Below are 20,443 nucleotides of genomic sequence, written 5' to 3'. Positions count from 1 at the left end.
GGTCTGGCCCTTTTCGTATTTGGACGTCCGTTTATGTCTCGTTCAGTACGTTTTGTGAGCGTTAATGCCGCACGGTCGAAACATCGGTCAAGCGACGCCGCGTTAGTTAGAATGCAAGGTATTCATCATTAAGCATTGGCTATGACAGGTTGGGCCACGAACCCAAGGGCATGATGCCGAACTGTTGTGCCGGTGAGACCGGCATGTCCCGATTGTAAACAGGTCATCCCAAGGGACACTCTAATGGCGAGTATCAATACCAACGTTGCCGCTATGACGGCGCTGCGCTCTCTTACCTCCACGAACTCTGCGCTTGAGCAGACGCAAAACCGCATTTCTACCGGCCTGCGCGTCAACACCGCCGCCGACAACGCCGCGTACTGGTCGATCGCGACCACGCTTCGCTCGGATAGCTCGTCGCTTTCGACGGTGCAGGACGCGCTCGGTCTCGGCGCAGCTTTCGTCGATGTCGCCTATACGGCGATGGACGAAGCCAAGAACATCATGACCAAGATCAAGGACAAGCTGGTCGCTGCCGCTCAGCCGGGCCTTGACCGCGCGAAGATCCAGACCGAAATCACCGAACTGCAGTCTCAGTTGAAGGGCATCGGCGACGCTGCCAGTCTGCAGGGCCAGAACTGGCTTTCGGTTGACTCGTCTGCAGCAGGCTATAACGCGTCGAAGCAGGTTGTTTCGTCGATCGCGCGTTCTGGTGGCACCATCAATGTGCAGTCGATTTCGATCAATACCAGCTCGATGATCATGTTCGACTCCAACGCGGCTGTCGCCGGAGTTGGCATCATCGACGCATATCGCGACGGCACCACCGGCGTGCGCTATGCCACCCAGCCTGCTACCCCGGCTGCGACGGACTTCCGTCTGTCGGACATCAATATCTCGACGCTGACCGACAGCACTGCGGATCAGGCAACGCTCGACGGCTTCATCAAGGGCGCTGATCGCGCAATCACTGAGATGACCGCCGGCGCGACAACGCTAGGTGCTGCCAAGGCACGCATCGACATTCAGCAGTCATTTGTTTCCAGCTTGAAGGACTCGATCGAGAGCGGCATCAGCCAGCTGGTCGACGCTGATATGAATGCAGAGTCGACCCGCTTGCAGGCACTGCAGGTCAAGCAGCAGCTTGGCATCCAGGCGCTGTCGATCGCCAACAGCTCCAGCCAGAGCATCCTGAGCCTGTTCCGTTAATCCGGACAGCAGATGCCTGCCTATTGAAAGCCAAGCTCCTCCCAGGGCTTGGCTTTCTTTTTAATTGTTTTTTCATCAGCCCGCGTCGGCGACGGTTGTTTCAGGCAGATAGATAAGAGTTGAAGAGTTTCTTTAGGCGGCTTGCAAACGCTCAAAGCTAAATGTTCGTGCATGACAGGTTGGGTCAAACGAACCCAAGGGCATGATGCCGGACTGTCATGCCGGTCATGACCCGGTATGTCCCGCAAGTATTGCGTTTGAAGGGACAGCCTGATGGCAAGTATCAATACCAACGTCGCCGCGATGACGGCGCTGCGTGCTCTCACCGCGACCAATTCTTCTCTTGTTCAGACACAAAGTCGTATTTCGACAGGCATGCGCGTCAACACTGCTGCTGACAACGCAGCTTACTGGTCGATTGCAACCACACTGCGCTCCGACAGCTCGTCGCTTTCGACGGTGCAGGACGCGCTCGGTCTCGGCGCAGCTTTCGTCGATGTCGCCTATACGGCGATGGACGAAGCCAAGAACATCATGACCAAGATCAAGGACAAGCTGGTCGCTGCCGCCCAGCCCGGACTTGATCGTGGAAAAATCCAGACTGAAATCACCGAACTGCAGTCACAGCTCAAGGGCATGTCTGACGCTGCAACGCTGCAGGGCCAGAACTGGCTGTCGGTTGACTCCGAGGCGGCCGGTTACAACGCAACGAAGAAGATCGTGTCTTCGATTGCGCGGTCTGGCGGCAGCATTTCGGTGCAGTCGATCTCTATCGATACGTCTTCGATGGTGCTGTTTGACGCCAGCACGCAAGACGATGGCGTGGGCATTATCGACGCGTATCGTGATGGAACGACCGGTGAACGACACGCAACGCAGCCGGGTACACCAGCTGCGACGGATTTCCGTCTGTCGACAATGAACATCTCTACGTTGACGGATAGCGCCGCCCATCTTGCGACGCTCGATGGTTATATCAAAGCCGCCGATCTCGCGATCAGCGAAATGGCTGCAGGCGCCACCACGCTAGGTGCAGCTAAAGCGCGAATTGATATTCAGCAGTCGTTTGTGTCGAGCCTCAAAAACTCGATCGAAAGCGGCATCAGCCAGCTTGTGGACGCTGACATGAATGCTGAGTCTACACGCTTGCAAGCACTGCAGGTGAAGCAGCAGCTTGGCATTCAGGCACTGGCGATTGCTAACAGCTCAAGCCAGAGCATCCTGAGTTTGTTCCGTTAAACTTACGTCGCTTACACGTTTCAGACGCCTAACTTCTGAAGGTCGAGCTCCTCCAGGGCTTGGCCTTCTTTTTTGTTTGCGTGTGAACTGATTTGAAGCGCTGCTGCATGTTTGGTGCGCCGCCGCGAATAATCGTGTTGCGATATCATTAGGCACATTATCAGCGGAGTATTTGACGCATCGATTGTATGCACGTTGCGACCTGGTCGTTAGGGCGCGCGCAAGAGTTCATCGGATATGTGTTGTGTGATGACAGGTTGGGTATCGTGAACCCAAAGGCATGATGCCGAACTGTCATACCGGCTGGTCCGGTATGTCCCCCCAGTATCTCGTTCGCAGGGACACACAATGGCGAGTATCAATACCAACGTTGCCGCGATGACGGCGCTCCGCTCTCTCACGTCCACTAACTCTGCATTGACGCAGACGCAGAGCCGTATTTCTACCGGCATGCGCGTCAACACTGCAGCCGATAACGCTGCTTACTGGTCGATCGCAACCACGCTGCGTTCGGACAACTCTTCCCTCTCGACGGTGCAGGACGCGCTCGGCCTTGGCGCAGCTTTCGTCGACGTTGCTTACACGGCAATGGACGAAGCCAAGAACATCGTATCGAAGATCAAGGACAAGCTGGTTGCTGCCGCTCAGCCCGGTCTTGATCGTGGCAAGATCCAGACCGAAATCACCGAACTTCAGTCGCAGCTCAAGGGCATGGCCGACGCTGCCACGCTGCAGGGCCAGAACTGGCTTTCGGTCGATTCTTCCGCTGCCGGCTATAACTCGACCAAGAAAGTTGTGTCGTCGATTGCCCGTACGGGCGGTTCGATCTCGGTTCAGTCGATCTCGATCGAGACGAGTTCGATGAAGCTGTTCGATTCCGCTGCCGGTGCGAAGGGCATTCTGGACACGAACCGTAACGCCACGACCGGCGCGGTTGATGCCGCCGGCACGTTCTCGATCGCTAACATCAATATCTCGGCGCTGACCGACAGCACGGCTGACCTTGCAACGCTTGATGGCTACATCAAGGGTTCGGACCGTGCGATCACCGAGATGGCTGCCGGCGCCACCACTCTGGGTGCTGCCAAGGCGCGTATCGACATCCAGCAGTCGTTCGTTTCGAGCCTCAAGAACTCGATCGAAAGCGGCATCAGCCAGCTCGTTGACGCTGACATGAATGCCGAATCAACCCGTTTGCAGGCGCTGCAGGTGAAGCAGCAACTTGGCATTCAGGCGCTGTCGATCGCCAACAGCTCCAGCCAGAGCATCCTGAGCCTGTTCCGGTAAGGCCACAACTGGCATGAATTGAATGAGCCAGCTTCCGGAAACGGGGCTGGCTCACTCATTGGAACGTCTCGCGCAAGGTTCCCCCCGAAAGGTTACGACGGCAAATCATAGGCCGGATTCGTAACCGCCGGGGAAGCAATGAACTGGAGCGAACAGCTCAAGCAACTGCGCGACAACCTTTTGGCTCTCGGCCCACGGCGCCTTGCGGTGCTGGGCCTGGTAGGGCTGGCTGTATTCAGCGCCGTTGGACTTAGCAGCTACTATCTCAGCCGTCCTGACTTCGAGACGCTGTATGCGGGACTTGAGCCGCAGGATGCCGCCCGCATCGGTGCAGCGCTGCAGGAAAGCGGCATTTCATTCGATGTGAATCCTGAAGGCACGGCTGTGCTTGTCCATCCGGGACAGGCTTCTCGTGCGCGCATGCTGCTGGCGGAAAAAGGTCTGCCGAGCAGCGCCAGCGCGGGCTATGAGCTGTTCGACAAGATGGGCGCGATCGGCCTGACATCGTTCATGCAGGAGATCACGCGTGTCCGTGCGCTGGAGGGCGAGATTAGTCGCACCATTCAGGGCATGAAGGGTGTGCGCGCGGCGCGTGTGCACATCGTGATGGCGGATACAGGTTCGTTCCGGCGCAGCACGCAGAAGCCTTCTGCATCGGTGGTGATCCGGGCCGATTCCACTTCAGAGTTCAACTCATCCCAGGCCATTCGTCATCTGGTGGCGGCTGCGGTACCGGGCCTGACCGTTGACCAGGTTCGCGTGTTGAGCACGGACGGCACGGTGCTGGCCGGCGGAGAAGGTGCCTTCAATGCGGCGCCGACGAAGATGCTGGAGCTTGAGCGTACGGTTGCGAACGAGCTGAAGCAGAATGTCAGCCAGACGTTGGCGCCTTATATCGGCATCGACAACTTTCAGATCAGCGTTGCTGCGCGTCTCAACATCGACAAGCGCCAGATCAACGAAACAACGTACGATCCGAATTCGCGCTTTGAACGCTCGCGTCGCACGATCAAGGAAAAGAGCAACGCGCGGGATGCAGGCAATTCGCAGCCTGTCGGCGTGGAGCAGAACATTCCGGCAGAGCAGCCGCAGACAGGTGGCGACAGCAGCTCTGCCCGCGCCAGCGAGCGCAAGGAAGAGCTGAAGAACTACGAGGCCAACTCGAAGGTGATGTCGACCGTCAGTGATGGATATCGCATCGACGCGTTGACAGTTGCGGTGGTCTTGAACCGCAAGCGTCTGGAAATGTTGCTCGGCGAAGGCGCGGCGCCGGACGCCATCGCTGCCAAGCTGAAGGAAGTTGAGAACATCGTCGCTTCCGCAACCGGCGCTGATACCGAACGCGGTGATCGCATCACGGTGGCGGCGGTTGAGTTCATGCCGCATGGCGAGATGCTTGAGCCGCTGCCGGGTCCGGGGGTGACGGACTTCCTGATGGGTGAGATGGGCACCTTCATCAAGGCGCTGGCGGTGCTTGGTGCGGCGATGATTTTGGTGTGGTTCGGTCTGCGTCCGGCAACGCGGATGCTACTGGAGTATCAGCCGATCGCAGCACCGGCTGCTGTTGCCTCCGTGACGAGCGACCTGCCGTTCGAGCCGCAGATTGCGCCGGCATTTTCACCGTCGTTCGGTGGGGGTGATATGGCGTTTGCAGGCGGGGGCATGCCGTTTGCGATGGACGATGGCGAGCCGGATCTGATCGGAGACCTCACCAGCAAGATCAATCGCAATCCGCAGAAGCGCCTCGAACAGATTATCGAGTATGACGAGGATCAGGCCGTTACGATCCTTAAGCAGTGGCTGCGCGGGAGCGTGACGACGTGAGTGCTGTCCCGATAGCCAACTTCCTTGTCGAGTTCGCGAGCGAACTTCCGCAACCGGTGGCGAGCCCTGTGCTCGCCCCGGTTATGTCGGTTGTTGATGAGCTTGATTGGGAGGCGAAGCTTGATGAGGCCTATGCCAGGGGGCTTGTCGAGGGGCGCCAGGCTGTCGAAGCGACGGCCGATGCACGCATGGAACAGCAGCGCACAGAGTTTGAAGCTTCTTTGGCAGCGGCGCGCGCGGAGTGGTGCGAAGAAACTTCGGCGCTGTCGGCAAAGTTCGCCGATGCTTTGCAGCAGTACGGTCAGCAGGTCGGGGATGCGGTTGCACAGGTGCTGCGGCCATTCCTGGCTGAAGCGGTTTTGATGCGCGCCGTAAGCGAAATATGCACTACCGTCAGAGAGCTTGCCGCGGCAAATCCGGGTTTGAAAATCGAGATTGCCGGACCAGCCGATACGTTTGAAGCGGTGCGCAACGGGCTGCCGCAGGCCATTGCCGAAGCGCTGGTCTTTACGCCAGCCGATAGCATCGAGCTTACAGTGAAGGCTGGCACGTCGGTGCTGGAAACGCGCATAGCGACATGGCTTGAAGAAGTTCTGGTGTCGACAGAATGAATGGTAGCCAGGCAGACGGACAGGACGATACCACCCAGCAAGAGCTTGTGATCATCAAGCGGCGGGGCGGCGACCACGACGAGCCACACAAGGGCGGCGTGTGGAAAATTGCGCACGCCGACTTCATGACGGCGCTGATGGCCTTCTTTCTGGTCATGTGGCTGATCGGCATTTCCGACGAGAAGACGATTAGCGGCGTCGCGAACTATTTCAATCCGATGCGGATGAGCGATGCTTCAACCAAGCCGAAAGGCGTTTTCACGATGCAGCCGGAAGGCGCACGCGAGCGCGGTTCGGGGACACCGTCGGACACCGACGTAAAAGGCGAATCGCGCGTAAGCGAGGCGGAAGAGACCAAGAACGGCGAGATAACGCTGCTCGGCAACCCGTACGAAGTACTCGAAGAGATCGCCAAATCCGTAGACGCACGCAAAGAGGGCAACACGTCTCTGCACGGGAATGCTTCGGGCGATCGTTCCGCAATGGGTTTTCGCGATCCATTCGAGCCCGATCCGGGCCTTGAAGCATCGGCGCGTGCAACTCCTGAACGGCAATCGCCGATGGTGGATGCGGCTGAGGCAGCCCGCGGCGGACCTGATGGCAGCGGACGAGGCGCGCGCGCCGGTAATCAAAGTAGCGATGCAGGCACGCAGGAAGGCGCAGCGGCTTCGGCAGATGGCGGTGAAGCTGCACTCAGCTCCGCTCAGATGCAGGAAGCGGCACGCACCGGTAACCCTCAGCAGCTTGCACGCCTGATCGAGAAAACTGTCGACGACGCAGGGTTTCCGTCCATTCCGGGAATACAGGTCACCGAAACACCGGAAGGCGTGCTGATCAACATCAGCGACAATGCCGAATTTGAAATGTTCGGCGTGTCGTCGGTGCGGCCGACCCCGGAACTAGTTGTGCTGCTGGAGCGCATTGGCACGCTGCTGCAGGCGCGCGCTGAGCCGATCGTCATTCGCGGTCACACCGACAGCCTGCAGTTTCGCTCGGATCGCAACGACAATTGGCGGCTTTCAACTGCGCGCGCACAGATGGCGTATTACATGCTGACGCGTGGTGGTGTGCCCGATGACCGCTTCCGGCGGATCGAGGGTCACGCGGATAATGACCTGAAGAACGCGGCTGATCCGACCGCGGGCGAAAATCGCCGCGTCGAGATACTGCTGCTCAAGGGAGACCGCTGATGCGTGGTCGCCTGCTCCGGTCGGTTGCGTTGACTGCCATACTGTTGCCGCTGATGGGTTTTTCGGCGCAGGCGATGGCAGCGCAACGACAGCCCTATGAGCTGGTGCGTGAGCTGCAGAATGTACAGAACAGCTCAGCAACCGATGGACAGACGTCGCGCATTGAACAGCGCAAGCGCATGGCTGAACTGGCCGAAGCGCTGAACAGTGTAGACACTGCTGTCTGGTCGCAGGAGCGCAATCTGCGCGCTGCCGTGATCTATGTTTTGAGTGGCGGCGATCCGACCATCCTGCGTCGACTTATTGAAACGAAGGTCGATCTGGCGGGGCTGGATCGTCTCGTTCGGGGTGCGCTGGCATACAGCGACCGGGCGGACAAGGAAGCGCTGGAGCTTCTTTCAGGTGTAGATGTCGAAGGGCTTGATCGCACGATCGGCGGTCACGTTGCCTTGGTTCGCGCTGTGCTTACAGTGAGCGAAGATCAGAGTAAGGCGTTTGCGCTGTTTGATCGCGCGCGCGTTATTGCGCCGGGCACAATCGTGGAAGAGTCGGCTTTGCGGCGGCAAGCGATCCTGGCCGCGCGCATGAATGAGCTCGCTATCTTTGAGGTTCTCTCGTCGCAGTACTTCCGTCGCTTCGGCAACTCCATATTCGCGCGCACATTCGAACGTCAGTTTGCCGCCGAGGTCGTTGGGCGCGGCTATCCTGTCAATGAGCAGCGACTGTCAGTGATTGAGGAAATGCTGCGCGATTTGCCGGATGAAGTGCGCACGCATACCTGTCTCGCGCTGGCCGAGGAAGGCATTGTCCGCGCCAACGTGGAAATCGTGCGTTTTGCAGCTCGGCTTGCCGCGATAGATGCGCAGACGCATCCGATGTTTGCGACCCGGATGCGTCTGTTCGAAGCGTCAGCGCTGCTGGTAACAGATCAGCATGACGAAGGTGCGCGCGCGCTCTGGTCGATCGATCGTTCGAAGCTGGGTGTGCGCGAAGAAGCGTTGCTTAATGCGGCATTCGCCGTTGCGCGCGCAATTGCCAAGTCGCCGACCGTAGCGCAGGCTCAAGCTGCACAGCCGCAGCCCGCATCGGACGCCGCTGACAACGGGCAGCCGGTTGAGGAGCTGCCGATTGTCGGCAATGCTGAAGCCGCGATGGCGCGCGCGGACGAGCTGTTGAATGGGACTCCATAATGACAACACCAGGTAACGTTGCATCCAGCTCGGCCGGCGCAGCAACGGCGAATGCGGTTTCTGCTGTGCGGGGAAACAGCGCCAAGGGCGGCGAGCAGTCGGCCAGCGGGGGATTCGGCGACGTGCTGTCAGATGTTCAAAACGGCAACGGCAAAGGTGAAAAATCTGGCGCTGGCGCAGCGGACGCGGGCAAGCGATCGAATGCTGCAACGGGTGCAGGCGCTCGGGGCGGGATTGCGCCGACTGCAGCAGCTGGCAGCGGCGATGCGACCCGACAGTTTTTAGCGCAGATTGAAGATGCGCTGGAGAATGTCGTTGCCGATGGCGTAGCAGGAGGTCAGCCCGACTATCAGCAACCCTTGGCTGGCGGTTCTCAGACCGCGCTTGCCGCGGCCGCAAGTGAGCTGGCGGCCGTTATTGCCGCCGCGCAGAGCGGACAGGCCAACCGGGCTGCAAATTCTAGCGATGGCGACGGCACGGATAGCGGAGCAAGACCGACGGACGTAGCCGCCAGACAGGGCGCGCAGGCGGCATTGGCTCGTATTGCGAGTGTGTTCAATAACAGCGGCGGCTCTGCGGTCACATCCGATCTTGGCACTGAAGCTGGCGCGGATGTGGATGCTGCGCGGTTGGGAGCCGGAAATTTTGCAATCGGTGGTCGGAACAAGTCCGGCGCGGCGGAAGCAGTCGCCATGCCGGGGGCGGTAGCAGATAGTCCGCTTGATGCCGCCGCCGTAGCACCGGAAGCCGTTGCGGAAACTGCACTCGCTCCGCGACAGGCATTGCGCGCTGAGGTGATGCGGCAGGAAGCACACTTCCCGCCCGTTATGCCGCAAGCGCCGGAGGGCGATGGCGCTGTTGATGCTTCCGCCACTGGCGCACTTGAAGGCGTTCTGCCTGTTGTCGATGAACTCGCAACGGCTGGGATGCGGCCTGCGCAACAGGTGGCCGATCGTATCGGCGCAGGCATCGCGGCTGATCCGGTGTTTTCCAGACATATGGCCGGTGAAGCAGATCCCGCAACGCCAAAGCCGGTGCTGAAGGTGCTGCAGATCCAGCTCCAGCCCGCCGATATGGGAACCGTTACGGTTCGCATGGAGCTGAAGAACGAGGGGCTGACGGTGCATGTCGAGGCATCGCGCAGCGACACGGCGGAGCTGATCCGTAACGATCAGGACACGTTGTCGAAGCTGCTGCGCTCGGCTGGATATGCCGTTGACGCAACATCGATCCGGGTTGTGGAAGGCGATCGCAATGGGACGTCGCAACAGTTTGGCCAGCAGAGCGGCGGACAACCGCAATCGCAATCTTCCTGGCAATCCCAATCGGGTGCTTCGGAACATCAGCGCCAATCGGGGCGTGGTGACTCCTGGGATGAGGCAGGCAACCAAGGCGGACAGGCAAATCGGAATGATGGCAATGAGGCTTCCGCTCATCGCTCTTCTGGCGGGCTTTATCTTTAACACGGCAGCGCTGGCTGATGGCTCGCCTATGAACGTTTGCGAGCAGGAGCTGGTGCGCGCGGCGGCGCTGCATAACGTGCCGCTGGGAATGCTTTATGCTGTCGGTTTGACGGAGTCCGGCCAGAACGGGAGGCTGACGCCGTATGCGATCAACGTCGACGGTCGCGCGCTCTACAACCTGAGTAAGGCTGAAGCGCTCGCGGCCATTGAGAAGGCGCAGGGGCAGGGCGCGCGTTATATCGATGTTGGCTGCATGCAGATCAATCACCGGTATCACGGTCGCAAGTTTGACTCGCTGGAAGAGATGTTCGATCCGGAAAAGAACGTAGCTTATGCGGCGCGGTTTCTCAGCGAGTTGAAAGAGCGCGAAGGAACGTGGACGATGGCCATCGCGCGTTATCACGCCGGGCCGAAGAATTTTCCGGCGCAAAAGGCCTATGTGTGCCGGGTTATCAAGCGCATGGTGACGACGGGTTTTGGCGAGTGGACGGATGAAGCGCGCCAGTTTTGCGCGGGCTGAAGCGAAGTGATGGTGCGCATCTTTGCGGAACGAGATCAGGGGCAGACGTGATGGCAGGAAAGATGGGGCTGTTGGGCCCTTACCGGCTTAGCTTCGAAGGCATCGATGGTGCTGTTGCGCGCCGGTCCGCGGGTGTCTACGCGTTGGGACGCATGGACCGCATGGGCAACTTTCAGGTTAGGCATATCGGCCGATCGGACAGCGATGTGGCAAGCAAGTTGCGCGAGTGCATCGGTTCGGACGCGATGTTCAAGTTCACATTCTTCGGAACGGCGCAGGCGGCATTCGAGAAAGAATGCGAGTTGTTCCACGACTTCAGCCCGCCGGGCAATCGCATCCATCCCGGACGATGCAAGGGCACGCGCTGGGAATGCCCGCGCTGCCGGATCTTCAGCGTGTGAGAAGCTTCAGCACATCGTCGATTGCTGCTTGATAACCGTGATGCCAATAGGCTCGCTCGGAGCTGCCGGAATCGAGATGCTTCTGGTCAGCGTCGGCGTTTTCTGGCTGCTCCGATAGCCACTCGCGAATACGGTCGCGACGCTCTGCAAGGAGCGCAATATTTCCATCGGCGGCCATCGTTGATTGAACCTTTGACTCTTACGCTTTGATTTGCCCCCGATCATATTGAAGAGGTGTTGGGTTTGCCTCAAATCGATCGTTCAAATTTTCTGTATTTCGGTGGCAGGCGCTGCATGTAGTGTCGCAGCGTGTAAATGCGCTCAGCGCGTTGCGCGCTTCTTCATGGCATCGTCGATCAGTTCATTGGCAATCATCATGCGGCGCGTTGCAATCTCACGTTCGGTCTCAGCCAGCCGATCGGGGTGATTGGCGAGCGCAAATGTACGGCGCAGACGCGTCAGATCCGTTACGGACATGCGGGTTGTGATGCGCAATTCCCGCGCAACAATTTTCGGATCGATGCTGCGCGCAGGTGTAACGCTGGCGGCGCGTCGTCCGTCCTGATGCTGCAGATATTCATGGATGTGATACGAGGGAGAAGCGAAGCGCTCCATCGTTTCGGCGTCGAACTTAGTACCGGCAGCGTGATGGGAAGCATTGGCGCGGCGATGGGTGCCGGCTGCGTTCTGATGCGGCTGCCAGTCCGACAAACGATTGAAGGTTGCGGCTGCGCGCCTGAAGACAGAGCGCGGGCCTTTCTCGCTGTCGCCAAGATCGATGCCAGCGGCGCGTGAGACGCTTTCAAGTACTTCCGTGAAGGAATGAGGGCGCGAGCCGCGGCTCAGAAAAACTCGCATTCGTCACCCCCGGCGTGCACCTTGCGGGGCTGAGACGGTTGCTTGAGGCGCTCACACAGGGAAGCCAGCAGGACGACATCGCATGCTGCGCGGGTGTCGATCTGCCATGCGGGCGGAGCGGATTCCGCCACCGTTTTCAGGAAGTCGGCAAGCCCCGCCAGATTCTGGGTGATGTGATCGATGCCCTGCAGAACATTGAAGCACTGGGCCTGGCGCAGTGAATCGCGCACGCCGGGCAGCTCTACGATGTCGTGCAGGCGCTCAACATCGGTGGCGAGAAAATTCAATTCATCGCTGACGACGCTCAACAGCGTCGGGATGGAGGTTGGCTCGCTTGGCGCGGTGTTCTCGTTTTTCATTTCACTCACACACAGGGCCCGTTTGCGGCCCGCCTTTCAGAACAGCTCCAGATCACCATCGGGCATCGGCGGAGCAACAGGTGCAGGACGCGGCGCCAATGGAACGGCATCGCCAACAAAGTTTTGCCGTGCGCGCCCGCTGACGGGCCAATATTCAAGTCGGCGACCGCTTGACCCACCGAGACTCTTGCCGACCAGGCTAATGCCTTCAGTCTTCAAAAAGCGTTGAGCAAATTCGGCATTCATCGCGCCAATATCGGAGCTTTTGAAAATTGTGCGCGCGCCGCCGAACAACTTGGCTTCCAGCCGGTTGCGCTGTGCCCCTCGGGCCATCAGTCCGTTTACGAGCAGCTCCATAAGATGCACCCCGTAACGCTCGGCATCGCGCGATTGCAGCCGATCGGCATCGCCAGGCAGAAGAAAATGATTCATGCCTCCGATGCGCGCCACGGGATCGCGCACGCAAGCGGCCACGCAAGAACCGAGCACCGTGGTCAGGACGAGATTAGGATCGTCCGAGACGTGGAACTGGCCTTCCATGACATGCTTGCGGGCGCAGAGCGTGTTCGTCATGACAGCTTTCCGACCACTGCCTCAAGGGCGCCCTTCAGTGCTGGTACGGTGAACGGCTTGGTCAGGTAGTTGTTGATGCCGAACTGAATGGCTTTCTGGACAAGTTCCTTGTCGCCCTTGCCGGTCAGCATGATGAACGGCGTCTTCTGGATCGGACCGTGCTGACGGATTGCGCGCAGCAGACCCAGGCCATCAAGCTTCGGCATGTTGAAGTCGGAAATGACCAGATGCGTCTGCTGGGTCATGACGTGCTTCAGGCCCTGCTCGCCATCGGATGCGAACGAGATGTTCTTGATGCCGATCTCCTGCAAGCCGTCACGCACCAGCATGCGGCTTGTAGTTGTGTCATCGACGATGAGGATCTTCAGTTGGTCTGCGAGTGACATTTTTAGTTCTCCCTACCTTGGCGACCGCGCAGGTTGGTCATGACGAGAGCTGCGTTTGCGATGCGATCTAGGGGTAACTGGCGTTCGACAGCACCGATTTCGAAAGCCGCACGGGGCATGCCGTAGATCAGGCTTGAAGCCTCATCCTGGCCGATGGTTCGCGCTCCGGCGTCGCGCATTTCAAGCAGGCCCTGGGCACCATCACGCCCCATGCCGGTGAGAATGATGCCGATGGCATCGCCCTTGACGGTCTGCGCGACCGATTTGAACAGCACATCCGCCGATGGCGAGTGACCGTTCACCGGTCCGCCACCGACAAGATGGCAGCGCAACCCGGATCGATCCTGTAATTCGAGATGCTTCGGGCCGCCGGGAGCAATGTAGACATGCCCAACTTCAATCGGCATGCCGTCCTTTGCCTCGACAACCTTGGGCGCATAAAGGCGATCCAGGCGTGTGGCGAGGCTGGCGGTGAAATCGGGCGGCATGTGCTGCACGATCATGATCGGCGGGCAGTTCTCGGGAAGCTGAGCAATCAGTGTCGAAAGCGCTTCGACGCCCCCCGTTGACGAGCCGATGGCAATGACGCGACCGTCCGGCTCATAGGATGCCAGCATCGGGCGACGGCGCTCACCGGTCGCGGAGGACTTGCTTTCGGCTGCGGTGCCAGCCGCACGCGGACGCACGCGCACGCCTGCGGCAGCTTTCACCTTGCCGGGCAGTTCCGCGAACGGCTGCACATCACCGGGCTGCGGTTTGGCGATGCAATCCACAGCGCCAATCTGCATCGCCTCGATGGCTGTTTCGGTTCCTTCACCGGTAAGATTCGAAACCATGATGACGGGCATCGGGCGCAGACGAACGATTTTCTCCAGAAACTCCAGACCGTTCATGCCCGGCATTTCGACGTCGAGCGTGATGACGTCAGGATTATGCGCCTTGATCGCGTCACGCGCGGTCATGGGATTGCTGGCAGTGCCAACAACTTCGATCTCGGGATCACGCCGCAGCGCGAGCGAGATCAAACCACGCATGGTGGCGGAATCATCGACAACGAGAACGCGGACGGGGCTCATGGCGTGGCGGCCTCCGCAAGACGATACGTTGTGATGGCTTCGTTGACGTAGTACGGCGCGGCTTCGCCGAAGAGACGCTCGGAGTGGCCGATGTAAAGGTAAGCGCCCGGCGCAAGCAGCGGCACGAAGCGGCACCAGATGTCGACCTGCGTATCTTCCTTGAAATAGATGAGCGCGTTGCGGCAGAAGATGGCGTCGAACGGGCCGCGCATCGGCCATTGGCCGATGAGGTTGAGCTTTTTGAAAGTAACGATCTTGCGCAGCTCCGGCCCTGCGCTCCACGCGCGGTTGCCTGCTGCATCTGTGGTAGGGCTGAACCAGCGATTGCGCGCTTCCTTGGGCACCGACGCCATGGCGGAGTCGCTGTAAATGCCCGTGTCGCCCTTGTGCAGCACGTTCGGATCGATATCCGTCGCCAGCACGCGCACGTTGTGCGAAGCCGCATCGGGCATGGCCGCAAGGATTGAAAGCGCGATAGAGTAAGGCTCTTCACCGCTGGAACACGCGGCTGACCAGATGCGCATCGGCTTGCCGGCACGCACCGACTTGACGAGGTTCGGCAGCACCTGCGTTCTCAGGTGTTCGAAGTGATGCGGCTCGCGGAAGAAGCGCGTGACGTTGGTGGTGAGAGCAGCCACCATCTGCTGGCGTTCCTCGCGGCCTTCGTCGCGTGACAGCAGCGCGCAGTAATTGCGGAAGCTCTCAAGCTGCAGCGTGCGCAGACGCTTGGCGAGCCGCGAATAGACAAGACTGGCCTTCGAGTCACCGAGGTCGATGCCCGCGTCATTGTAGGCGATGTCCGCAATCTGGCGGTAATCGTCCTGCGTGAACGCGAACTCGCCATCGATCAGACTGGCTTCCCGACGCAAGGATGAGCGTGCCACTGCCGGCTTCATGCCGCTTCTCCGTCCTCGCGCTCAGGCAGCACGTTTTCAACTGACAGAATGCTGATCATCCGTCCGTCTATGCCAAGCAGGCCGCACACGAAATGCTTGGCCATGTCCGACGCGACATCCGGCGGCGGCAGCATTTCGGCATCCGTAACGGTGAGAATGTCCGATACTGCATCGACGAGCAGGCCGACGACCTGGCTGCGCACCTTGACGACGATGATGACGTGCCGCCCCATCGCGTCGACAGGCGGGAAGCCGAGCCGCACCGCCAGATCGATGATGGGCAGAACGGCGCCACGCAGATTGATGACACCGCGAACGTAGGACTGCGAGTGCGGCAGTACCGTTGCCGGCGTCCAGCCGCGGATTTCACGCACCGCCATGACGTCGATGCAGAACTCCTGCTGGCCGACGGCGAACGCGATGAGTTCGCGAGCAGGGCCGGTGTGCTTTTCCTGGACAAGAGCAGCGCTGAAAGCGTTCATAGGACTAACCTGCAAGGGCAAAGGCGGTTTCTGAATTGCTGGCTCCCGTGCGGGAAGCAGCGACGATTGCATCGACGTCAAGGATCAGCGCCACGCGACCATCGCCAAGAATGGTTGCGGCGGCGACGCCTGGAACGCGGCCGTAATTTTCTTCAAGGCTTTTGATGACGATCTGGCGTTGGCCCTGAATGGCATCGACCATCAGAGCGCTGTGGGCGCCGCCATCGGATTCGACCAGCAATGCAACACCAGCGCCTGGATCGGCAGGCTGGCTGCGATAGCCAAGCTCGCGCCCAACGTCGATCAGCGGCAGGAAGTTGTTGCGCATCGAGATGACGCGGGAGTCGCCGCCGAAGCCGTGAATGTCGCCTGCCTTGGGTTTCAGCGTTTCAACGATGGAGGTCAGCGGTACGACCAGCGTCTGCTCCGCTACGGTGACGACCATTCCGTACAGAACCGCAAGCGTTAGCGGCAGGCTGAGCGTGAAGGTTGATCCTTCGCCGGGGCGGGATGTGATCGAGACGCGACCGCCGAGTGCCTGAATGGACTTTTTGACAACGTCCATGCCGACACCGCGTCCGGAAATGTCCGAAACGGTTGATGCAGTCGAGAAGCCCGGCAGGAAGATGAGGTTGTCGACTTCCTCATCGGTGAGCTGAGCGTTGGGCTGAATGAGCCCCTTCTCTTCGGCGATCGCGCGCACACGCTGGCGATTGATGCCGGCGCCGTCGTCGGCGATGTCGATGACGATACGGCCGGAGCGATGGCTGGCGGAAAGACGCACCAGACCTTCTTCGCGCTTGCCGGCGGCGAGGCGCTTCTCGGGTGATTCCAGGCCGTGGTCGATCGCGTTGCGGATCATGTGCGTCAGCGGATCGGCCAGCCGTTCGATAACGGTTTTGTCGACCTCTGTGTCTTCGCCTTCCGTGACCAGGCGCACCTTCTTGCCGGTGATGGCGGCCACTTCGCGCACGAGGCGCGGCATGCGCTGGAACACCGATTTAACCGGCTGCGCGCGGATGGCCATCACGCCTTCCTGAATGTCGTGCGTAAGCTGCTCGAATTCATCGAGGCCGGTTGCAAATTCGGAGTCGCGGGCCAGCCCGGCGTCGGTCAGGCGCTGGGAAAGCATCGCCTGATTGATCACGAGTTCGCCGACGAGGTTCATCAGGCGATCGACGCGATCGAGATCAACGCGAATGGTCTGGTTCGTAGACGGTGCCTCCGAGCCAGCGGCTTTTTCGGCCTTGGCAGGGGGCGGTGTCTTGGCTGCTTCCGGCGTCGGCTTGGCTGCTTCAGCTTCAATGATTGGCGTGCTTGGGATTGCTGCAGCTGCGGTTTCAGCCGTTGCGCTGCCGGCTAAGCCTACGACGACGTCTGCGGCAGATGCTGCTGGAGAGGCGCTTTCGTCGACCGGTTCGGTGAACTCACCGCGCACGCGGGCCAGCAGAGCGGCGATATCATCATCGACGCCAGCGGGTTCGTCATTGCTGCTTGCGGCATTGCCGGTGATGATTTCAAGATCGCAATCGCCATCGACAAACTCGAAGATCGAGCGGACGTCGTCTTCTTCGTGCGTCGTCGTCAGCGTGATTGTCCAGGCGAGATACGATCCCTCGGCCTCAAGTTCTTCCAGCGTCGGAATGGTGCTAGTGTCGCAAACGATCTGCGCATCGCCGAGGCGCGAAAGCTCGCGCAGAAGCACGACAGGTTCGTTGGCGTTGGTGTAGAGGCCGGGGTGAGGACGGAAGGAGATGGTGTAGGTCGTTGCGTCAGGCTCTGCTTCGGCTTCGACGGAGACAGTATCGACGACAGCGATGTCATCAAACACCGGGAAATCCATCGCGACCGGCGTGAACCCGAAATCTTCGAAGCTGACTTCTTCTTCCGGCTCGGCGTTTGCGCCAATAGGTGCACCAGACAGCGCGGCCAGCTCATCGGCCGAAGTGTGAATGCGCTCCTCATTCACGTTGCCGCCATCCCGTGCAACGCGCACGAGGTCAGCCAGTACGTCAGCCGCTCGCAGCAAGGTTTCCGTCACCGGTGATGCGGTGCTGAGGCGGCCCTTGCGCACTTCATCGAGAACGGTCTCGAAGACGTGTGCGAAGCGCACCAGATCCTCAAGAGCGAACGCACCTGCGCCGCCCTTGATTGAGTGCACCGCACGGAAAACGGCGTTGACGATCTCAGGATCTTCGCTGCCGCCCTCGATTTCGAGCAGTCCCGATTCCAGTTCGGCGAGCTGTTCCTCGCATTCCTGGAAGAATATTTGTCGAAGCGAATCCATATCGCTGCTGCCTCGAAGTCAGAAGTTTATCAGGCCGAAACGCGACGGATGGCGTCGACGAGCTTGACCGGATGGAAAGGCTTCACGATCCAGCCCGTGGCACCTGCACTGCGTGCGCGGCTCTTTTTCTCGGCGTCGCTTTCAGTGGTGAGCACGAGAATGGGGACGGCACGATGCGTTGAATCACGGCGCACATGTTCGATGAAGCCGAAGCCATCCAGACGCGGCATGTTGATGTCGGTGATGATGACATCGGCCTGGCGGTCCTTCAGAACCTCCAGCCCCATCATGCCGTCTTCCGCCTGCAGCACGTTGAAACCCGCTTCCTGCAATGCAAGCAGCAGCATTTCACGCATGGTGCGGGAATCATCGACGGTGAGAATTGTTTTTGTCATCAAACCGGCTCCCCTACTGCCAGGTCGTCTTCAAGTCGGAGTCCTAGAAGGTGTGACCCTTCCAGGAATTCTTCCGTTGGCTTTTCCAGACTCAGTTTCTTGCCGTCAGTCTTCCAGGTGGTGGCAGCGGCAAGCAGAACCTGCATGCACTGCGCACCAACCCGGCGAACCTGACTGGCGTCGATGGTGAGATCGGCGCCACGGCGAGTGATGAAGGACTGGGCCAGAGGGGCTGCTGCCGTCAGATCGAGAACTTCCGGGAGCTGCAGCCGCTTCTTGGCTGTCCTTCTCGTTCCAGTTCTAGAACTCTTCCCAGTCCTGCTCATTGGCAATGGCCTCCAGCTTGCGCACGGCTGCGGGGACGCCGCGAACCGAAACAGTCTTCAGTGCTGTGTGGGTCTTCTGAGCCGGGCGGGAATCCCGTGCAGGCCGATCCATATTGAGATCCTGCCCCGTCTCGAAGCGACCAACGAGGTCCATCAGCTTTTCGATCTCACGCGATAGACCGTGGCTGGCGGCAGTTGTCTCTTCGACGATGGCAGCGTTCTGCTGGGTGACCTGATCCATCTGGCCGACGCCAGTGTTGATCTCCTGAAGGCCGACAGCCTGCTCCTTGGCACCGGCCGCGATTTCGGAGACGATCGTGTTGATCTCCGTAACCTCGGTCATGATGCGTTCGAGCGCCTGGCCCATCTGGCCGACGAGGTCCACACCCTGCTCGACCTGCTTGGTCGAAGCGGAGATGAGGCCCTTGATCTCCTTGGCAGCTTCCGCGGAGCGCTGTGCCAGTGCTCGCACTTCCGATGCAACGACCGCAAAACCGCGTCCAGCTTCACCGGCACGGGCAGCTTCAACGCCCGCGTTCAGTGCGAGAAGATTGGTCTGGAAGGCAATCTCGTCGATGACGCCGATGATGTGGCTGATCTGCTGCGAAGAACGCTCGATGTCGCCCATCGAAGAAATCGCCTTGCGAACGACTTCATCGCTCTTCTCAGCGTCCGACTTCGCGGAAGCCACCACTTCACGGGCGTGGCCTGCGCCTTCAGCCGTCTTGTTCACCGTTGCAGTGATCTGGTCGAGAGCGGCAGCGGTCTCTTCAAGGCTGGCAGCCTGCTGAGCCGTGCGACGCGACTGATCGTCGGCAGCGGTAGAGATTTCGTTGGTGGCAAAGCGGATCGCCTGGGTGCTGGATGCAATCGTGAGGACTGCTTCCTGCAGGCTGGATGCCGTCGTGTTGAAGTCGTGACGGATCTTCTCGTAGTCCTCAGTGAAGGGCGTGTTGAGACGGAAGGTCAGGTCACCCTTAGAGAGGCGCTCAAGCGCATTCGAGAAGTCGCGCATGAACGTGTTGTGCGCGTCCACATAGAACTGGCTCTCGGCTTCCTGCTTCACGCGCGCTTCTTCGGCGGCAGCAGCAGCAGCAGCGGTTTCATCCTCAAGGCGCTTCTTTTCGATCGCAGCGCGCTTGAAGCTTTCCACCGCCGTGGCCATCAGGCCGATTTCGTCGGTGCGGTTAAGTTCAGGAACCTGAACATTGTTGTTGCCCGCAGCAAGTCCGGTGACGGCGCCCGTGATCTGACCGATCGGATGCGCAATCATGCGTGACATCCACCAGCCAGAAACGAGAGCCATGGCGATGGCCAGCAGGCTGCCGATCATCTGAGTGGCGCGCGAATAGTAAAGTGCTTCGCTGAGGTTCGCCTGGGCGTTGTCGAGCCACACATTGGCATCGTTTTTCGCTGCTTCCGAAGAGGCTCGCGCACTAGCGAACGCTGAAATGGCGCTGCTGTTTGTGTAGTCGCCCATGCCGGCCAAGCGACGCCAGCTGGCAACATTCTTGTCCATCGCATCGATGTCAGCCGCGATGGCTGCATGCGCCGGATTGTGAGCGATGATGTTGCGCGCGGAGATCAACTGTTCGCTGAAGCGCTGGCCAGCGGCCTGCATTGCAGCTGAGCCGGCATTGTCCATGATGGCCTGTTGCTCATCATAGATAGCGGCAGTTGCCGAAACGAGGTGCTTGCTAAGGCTTGAGGCCGAAGTCACTTCCTCGTTTGCGCGTTCAATAGAAAGAAGGGTGAAAAAGAATGCGGTCCCCGTGACGGCAAAAGCGACGAGAACACACATCAGCCCCACCGCCAGTTTGCGGGAGACTTTCAAATTGGCGAGCACCATGTGCGGGCGGCCCCTTGTTCGC

Annotated in this window: 22 protein-coding genes; 10 read left to right on the top strand and 12 right to left on the bottom strand. The window is 59.8% G+C overall.

Annotated elements, in window-relative coordinates; genetic code table 11:
- Window positions 1-243: 243 nt before the first annotated feature.
- From C6Y62_RS02525 to C6Y62_RS02480, 10 genes are all read left to right on the top strand, one after another.
- Complete coding sequence (locus C6Y62_RS02525; protein WP_173952657.1) at window positions 244-1,209, top strand: flagellin N-terminal helical domain-containing protein; 966 nt, start codon at window positions 244-246, stop codon at window positions 1,207-1,209.
- A gap of 273 nt (window positions 1,210-1,482) precedes the next feature.
- On the top strand, window positions 1,483-2,448 hold the full coding sequence (locus C6Y62_RS02520; RefSeq protein WP_173952656.1) for a flagellin N-terminal helical domain-containing protein: 966 nt from the start codon (window positions 1,483-1,485) through the stop codon (window positions 2,446-2,448).
- A 348-nt stretch (window positions 2,449-2,796) separates the two neighbouring features.
- Window positions 2,797-3,735, top strand: coding sequence for a flagellin N-terminal helical domain-containing protein (locus C6Y62_RS02515; RefSeq protein WP_173952655.1), 939 nt, complete (start codon window positions 2,797-2,799; stop codon window positions 3,733-3,735).
- Window positions 3,736-3,873: 138 nt separating this feature from the next.
- Complete coding sequence (gene fliF, locus C6Y62_RS02510; RefSeq protein ID WP_173952654.1) at window positions 3,874-5,559, top strand: flagellar basal-body MS-ring/collar protein FliF; 1,686 nt, start codon at window positions 3,874-3,876, stop codon at window positions 5,557-5,559.
- Window positions 5,556-6,170 carry a hypothetical protein gene (locus C6Y62_RS02505; protein WP_173952653.1) on the top strand — a complete coding sequence of 205 codons (615 nt, stop codon included), beginning with the start codon at window positions 5,556-5,558 and terminating at the stop codon, window positions 6,168-6,170. The genes fliF and C6Y62_RS02505 overlap by 4 nt, the downstream gene beginning before the upstream one ends.
- Window positions 6,167-7,360 (top strand): MotB family protein, encoded by a 1,194-nt coding sequence (locus C6Y62_RS02500; protein ID WP_173952652.1) that lies wholly within the window; start codon window positions 6,167-6,169, stop codon window positions 7,358-7,360. The genes C6Y62_RS02505 and C6Y62_RS02500 overlap by 4 nt, the downstream gene beginning before the upstream one ends.
- Window positions 7,360-8,550 (top strand): hypothetical protein, encoded by a 1,191-nt coding sequence (locus tag C6Y62_RS02495; protein ID WP_173952651.1) that lies wholly within the window; start codon window positions 7,360-7,362, stop codon window positions 8,548-8,550. The genes C6Y62_RS02500 and C6Y62_RS02495 overlap by 1 nt, the downstream gene beginning before the upstream one ends.
- Window positions 8,550-10,013 carry a flagellar hook-length control protein FliK gene (gene fliK, locus C6Y62_RS02490; protein ID WP_173952650.1) on the top strand — a complete coding sequence of 488 codons (1,464 nt, stop codon included), beginning with the start codon at window positions 8,550-8,552 and terminating at the stop codon, window positions 10,011-10,013. The genes C6Y62_RS02495 and fliK overlap by 1 nt, the downstream gene beginning before the upstream one ends.
- Window positions 9,961-10,533 carry a lytic transglycosylase domain-containing protein gene (locus C6Y62_RS02485; RefSeq protein WP_173952649.1) on the top strand — a complete coding sequence of 191 codons (573 nt, stop codon included), beginning with the start codon at window positions 9,961-9,963 and terminating at the stop codon, window positions 10,531-10,533. Before fliK ends, C6Y62_RS02485 begins: the two co-directional genes overlap by 53 nt.
- Before the next feature lie 50 nt (window positions 10,534-10,583).
- Window positions 10,584-10,934 carry a hypothetical protein gene (locus C6Y62_RS02480; RefSeq protein ID WP_173952648.1) on the top strand — a complete coding sequence of 117 codons (351 nt, stop codon included), beginning with the start codon at window positions 10,584-10,586 and terminating at the stop codon, window positions 10,932-10,934.
- Here C6Y62_RS02480 and C6Y62_RS02475 read toward each other — a convergent pair.
- The 12 genes from C6Y62_RS02475 to C6Y62_RS02420 form a co-directional block, all read right to left on the bottom strand.
- A complete protein-coding gene (locus C6Y62_RS02475; protein ID WP_068463316.1) occupies window positions 10,924-11,112 on the bottom strand; it encodes a hypothetical protein in 189 nt (62 codons plus the stop codon). The two genes, C6Y62_RS02480 and C6Y62_RS02475, sit on opposite strands and share 11 nt — an antisense overlap.
- A gap of 143 nt (window positions 11,113-11,255) precedes the next feature.
- Complete coding sequence (locus tag C6Y62_RS02470) at window positions 11,256-11,792, bottom strand: hypothetical protein (protein WP_173952647.1); 537 nt, start codon at window positions 11,790-11,792, stop codon at window positions 11,256-11,258.
- Window positions 11,777-12,151, bottom strand: coding sequence for a hypothetical protein (locus C6Y62_RS02465; RefSeq protein ID WP_173952646.1), 375 nt, complete (start codon window positions 12,149-12,151; stop codon window positions 11,777-11,779). The genes C6Y62_RS02470 and C6Y62_RS02465 overlap by 16 nt, the downstream gene beginning before the upstream one ends.
- A gap of 36 nt (window positions 12,152-12,187) precedes the next feature.
- Entirely contained in the window at window positions 12,188-12,724 is a 537-nt protein-coding gene (locus C6Y62_RS02460; RefSeq protein ID WP_068463310.1) for a chemotaxis protein CheD, read from the bottom strand.
- Window positions 12,721-13,110: a response regulator gene (locus C6Y62_RS02455; protein ID WP_068463308.1), complete on the bottom strand. Its 390-nt coding sequence runs from the start codon at window positions 13,108-13,110 to the stop codon at window positions 12,721-12,723. The genes C6Y62_RS02460 and C6Y62_RS02455 overlap by 4 nt, the downstream gene beginning before the upstream one ends.
- Window positions 13,111-13,112: 2 nt before the next feature.
- Window positions 13,113-14,186 carry a protein-glutamate methylesterase/protein-glutamine glutaminase gene (locus C6Y62_RS02450; RefSeq protein ID WP_068463307.1) on the bottom strand — a complete coding sequence of 358 codons (1,074 nt, stop codon included), beginning with the start codon at window positions 14,184-14,186 and terminating at the stop codon, window positions 13,113-13,115.
- Window positions 14,183-15,082, bottom strand: a complete 900-nt coding sequence (locus C6Y62_RS02445) for a CheR family methyltransferase (protein ID WP_173952645.1) — start codon at window positions 15,080-15,082, stop codon at window positions 14,183-14,185. Before C6Y62_RS02445 ends, C6Y62_RS02450 begins: the two co-directional genes overlap by 4 nt.
- Window positions 15,079-15,564, bottom strand: a complete 486-nt coding sequence (locus C6Y62_RS02440) for a chemotaxis protein CheW (protein WP_068463303.1) — start codon at window positions 15,562-15,564, stop codon at window positions 15,079-15,081. Before C6Y62_RS02440 ends, C6Y62_RS02445 begins: the two co-directional genes overlap by 4 nt.
- A gap of 4 nt (window positions 15,565-15,568) precedes the next feature.
- Entirely contained in the window at window positions 15,569-17,851 is a 2,283-nt protein-coding gene (locus C6Y62_RS02435; protein ID WP_173952644.1) for a chemotaxis protein CheA, read from the bottom strand.
- A 29-nt stretch (window positions 17,852-17,880) separates the two neighbouring features.
- Complete coding sequence (locus tag C6Y62_RS02430; protein WP_068463299.1) at window positions 17,881-18,246, bottom strand: response regulator; 366 nt, start codon at window positions 18,244-18,246, stop codon at window positions 17,881-17,883.
- A complete protein-coding gene (locus C6Y62_RS02425) occupies window positions 18,246-18,572 on the bottom strand; it encodes an STAS domain-containing protein (protein ID WP_068463297.1) in 327 nt (108 codons plus the stop codon). Before C6Y62_RS02425 ends, C6Y62_RS02430 begins: the two co-directional genes overlap by 1 nt.
- Complete coding sequence (locus tag C6Y62_RS02420; RefSeq protein WP_173952643.1) at window positions 18,547-20,421, bottom strand: methyl-accepting chemotaxis protein; 1,875 nt, start codon at window positions 20,419-20,421, stop codon at window positions 18,547-18,549. The genes C6Y62_RS02425 and C6Y62_RS02420 overlap by 26 nt, the downstream gene beginning before the upstream one ends.
- Window positions 20,422-20,443 lie beyond the last annotated feature (22 nt).

It is taken from the genome of Hyphomicrobium sulfonivorans (assembly GCF_013306565.1).
GTDB lineage: Bacteria > Pseudomonadota > Alphaproteobacteria > Rhizobiales > Hyphomicrobiaceae > Hyphomicrobium_A > Hyphomicrobium_A sulfonivorans.
This window is presented reverse-complemented; position numbering and strand designations above follow the sequence as displayed.

Bases quoted from the DNA above. Each gene is read 5' to 3' on its own strand.
- C6Y62_RS02495 (WP_173952651.1), top strand. From the start codon at position 7,360: ATGCGTGGTCGCCTGCTCCGGTCGGTTGCGTTGACTGCCATACTGTTG.
- C6Y62_RS02435 (WP_173952644.1), bottom strand. From the start codon at position 17,851: ATGGATTCGCTTCGACAAATATTCTTCCAGGAATGCGAGGAACAGCTC.
- C6Y62_RS02515 (WP_173952655.1), top strand. From the start codon at position 2,797: ATGGCGAGTATCAATACCAACGTTGCCGCGATGACGGCGCTCCGCTCT.
- C6Y62_RS02445 (WP_173952645.1), bottom strand. From the start codon at position 15,082: ATGAAGCCGGCAGTGGCACGCTCATCCTTGCGTCGGGAAGCCAGTCTG.
- C6Y62_RS02455 (WP_068463308.1), bottom strand. From the start codon at position 13,110: ATGTCACTCGCAGACCAACTGAAGATCCTCATCGTCGATGACACAACT.
- C6Y62_RS02525 (WP_173952657.1), top strand. From the start codon at position 244: ATGGCGAGTATCAATACCAACGTTGCCGCTATGACGGCGCTGCGCTCT.
- C6Y62_RS02440 (WP_068463303.1), bottom strand. From the start codon at position 15,564: ATGAACGCTTTCAGCGCTGCTCTTGTCCAGGAAAAGCACACCGGCCCT.
- C6Y62_RS02470 (WP_173952647.1), bottom strand. From the start codon at position 11,792: ATGCGAGTTTTTCTGAGCCGCGGCTCGCGCCCTCATTCCTTCACGGAA.
- C6Y62_RS02480 (WP_173952648.1), top strand. From the start codon at position 10,584: ATGGCAGGAAAGATGGGGCTGTTGGGCCCTTACCGGCTTAGCTTCGAA.
- C6Y62_RS02465 (WP_173952646.1), bottom strand. From the start codon at position 12,151: ATGAAAAACGAGAACACCGCGCCAAGCGAGCCAACCTCCATCCCGACG.
- fliF (WP_173952654.1), top strand. From the start codon at position 3,874: ATGAACTGGAGCGAACAGCTCAAGCAACTGCGCGACAACCTTTTGGCT.
- C6Y62_RS02460 (WP_068463310.1), bottom strand. From the start codon at position 12,724: ATGACGAACACGCTCTGCGCCCGCAAGCATGTCATGGAAGGCCAGTTC.
- C6Y62_RS02430 (WP_068463299.1), bottom strand. From the start codon at position 18,246: ATGACAAAAACAATTCTCACCGTCGATGATTCCCGCACCATGCGTGAA.
- C6Y62_RS02450 (WP_068463307.1), bottom strand. From the start codon at position 14,186: ATGAGCCCCGTCCGCGTTCTCGTTGTCGATGATTCCGCCACCATGCGT.
- fliK (WP_173952650.1), top strand. From the start codon at position 8,550: ATGACAACACCAGGTAACGTTGCATCCAGCTCGGCCGGCGCAGCAACG.
- C6Y62_RS02485 (WP_173952649.1), top strand. From the start codon at position 9,961: ATGATGGCAATGAGGCTTCCGCTCATCGCTCTTCTGGCGGGCTTTATC.
- C6Y62_RS02420 (WP_173952643.1), bottom strand. From the start codon at position 20,421: ATGGTGCTCGCCAATTTGAAAGTCTCCCGCAAACTGGCGGTGGGGCTG.
- C6Y62_RS02500 (WP_173952652.1), top strand. From the start codon at position 6,167: ATGAATGGTAGCCAGGCAGACGGACAGGACGATACCACCCAGCAAGAG.
- C6Y62_RS02475 (WP_068463316.1), bottom strand. From the start codon at position 11,112: ATGGCCGCCGATGGAAATATTGCGCTCCTTGCAGAGCGTCGCGACCGT.
- C6Y62_RS02520 (WP_173952656.1), top strand. From the start codon at position 1,483: ATGGCAAGTATCAATACCAACGTCGCCGCGATGACGGCGCTGCGTGCT.
- C6Y62_RS02425 (WP_068463297.1), bottom strand. From the start codon at position 18,572: ATGAGCAGGACTGGGAAGAGTTCTAGAACTGGAACGAGAAGGACAGCC.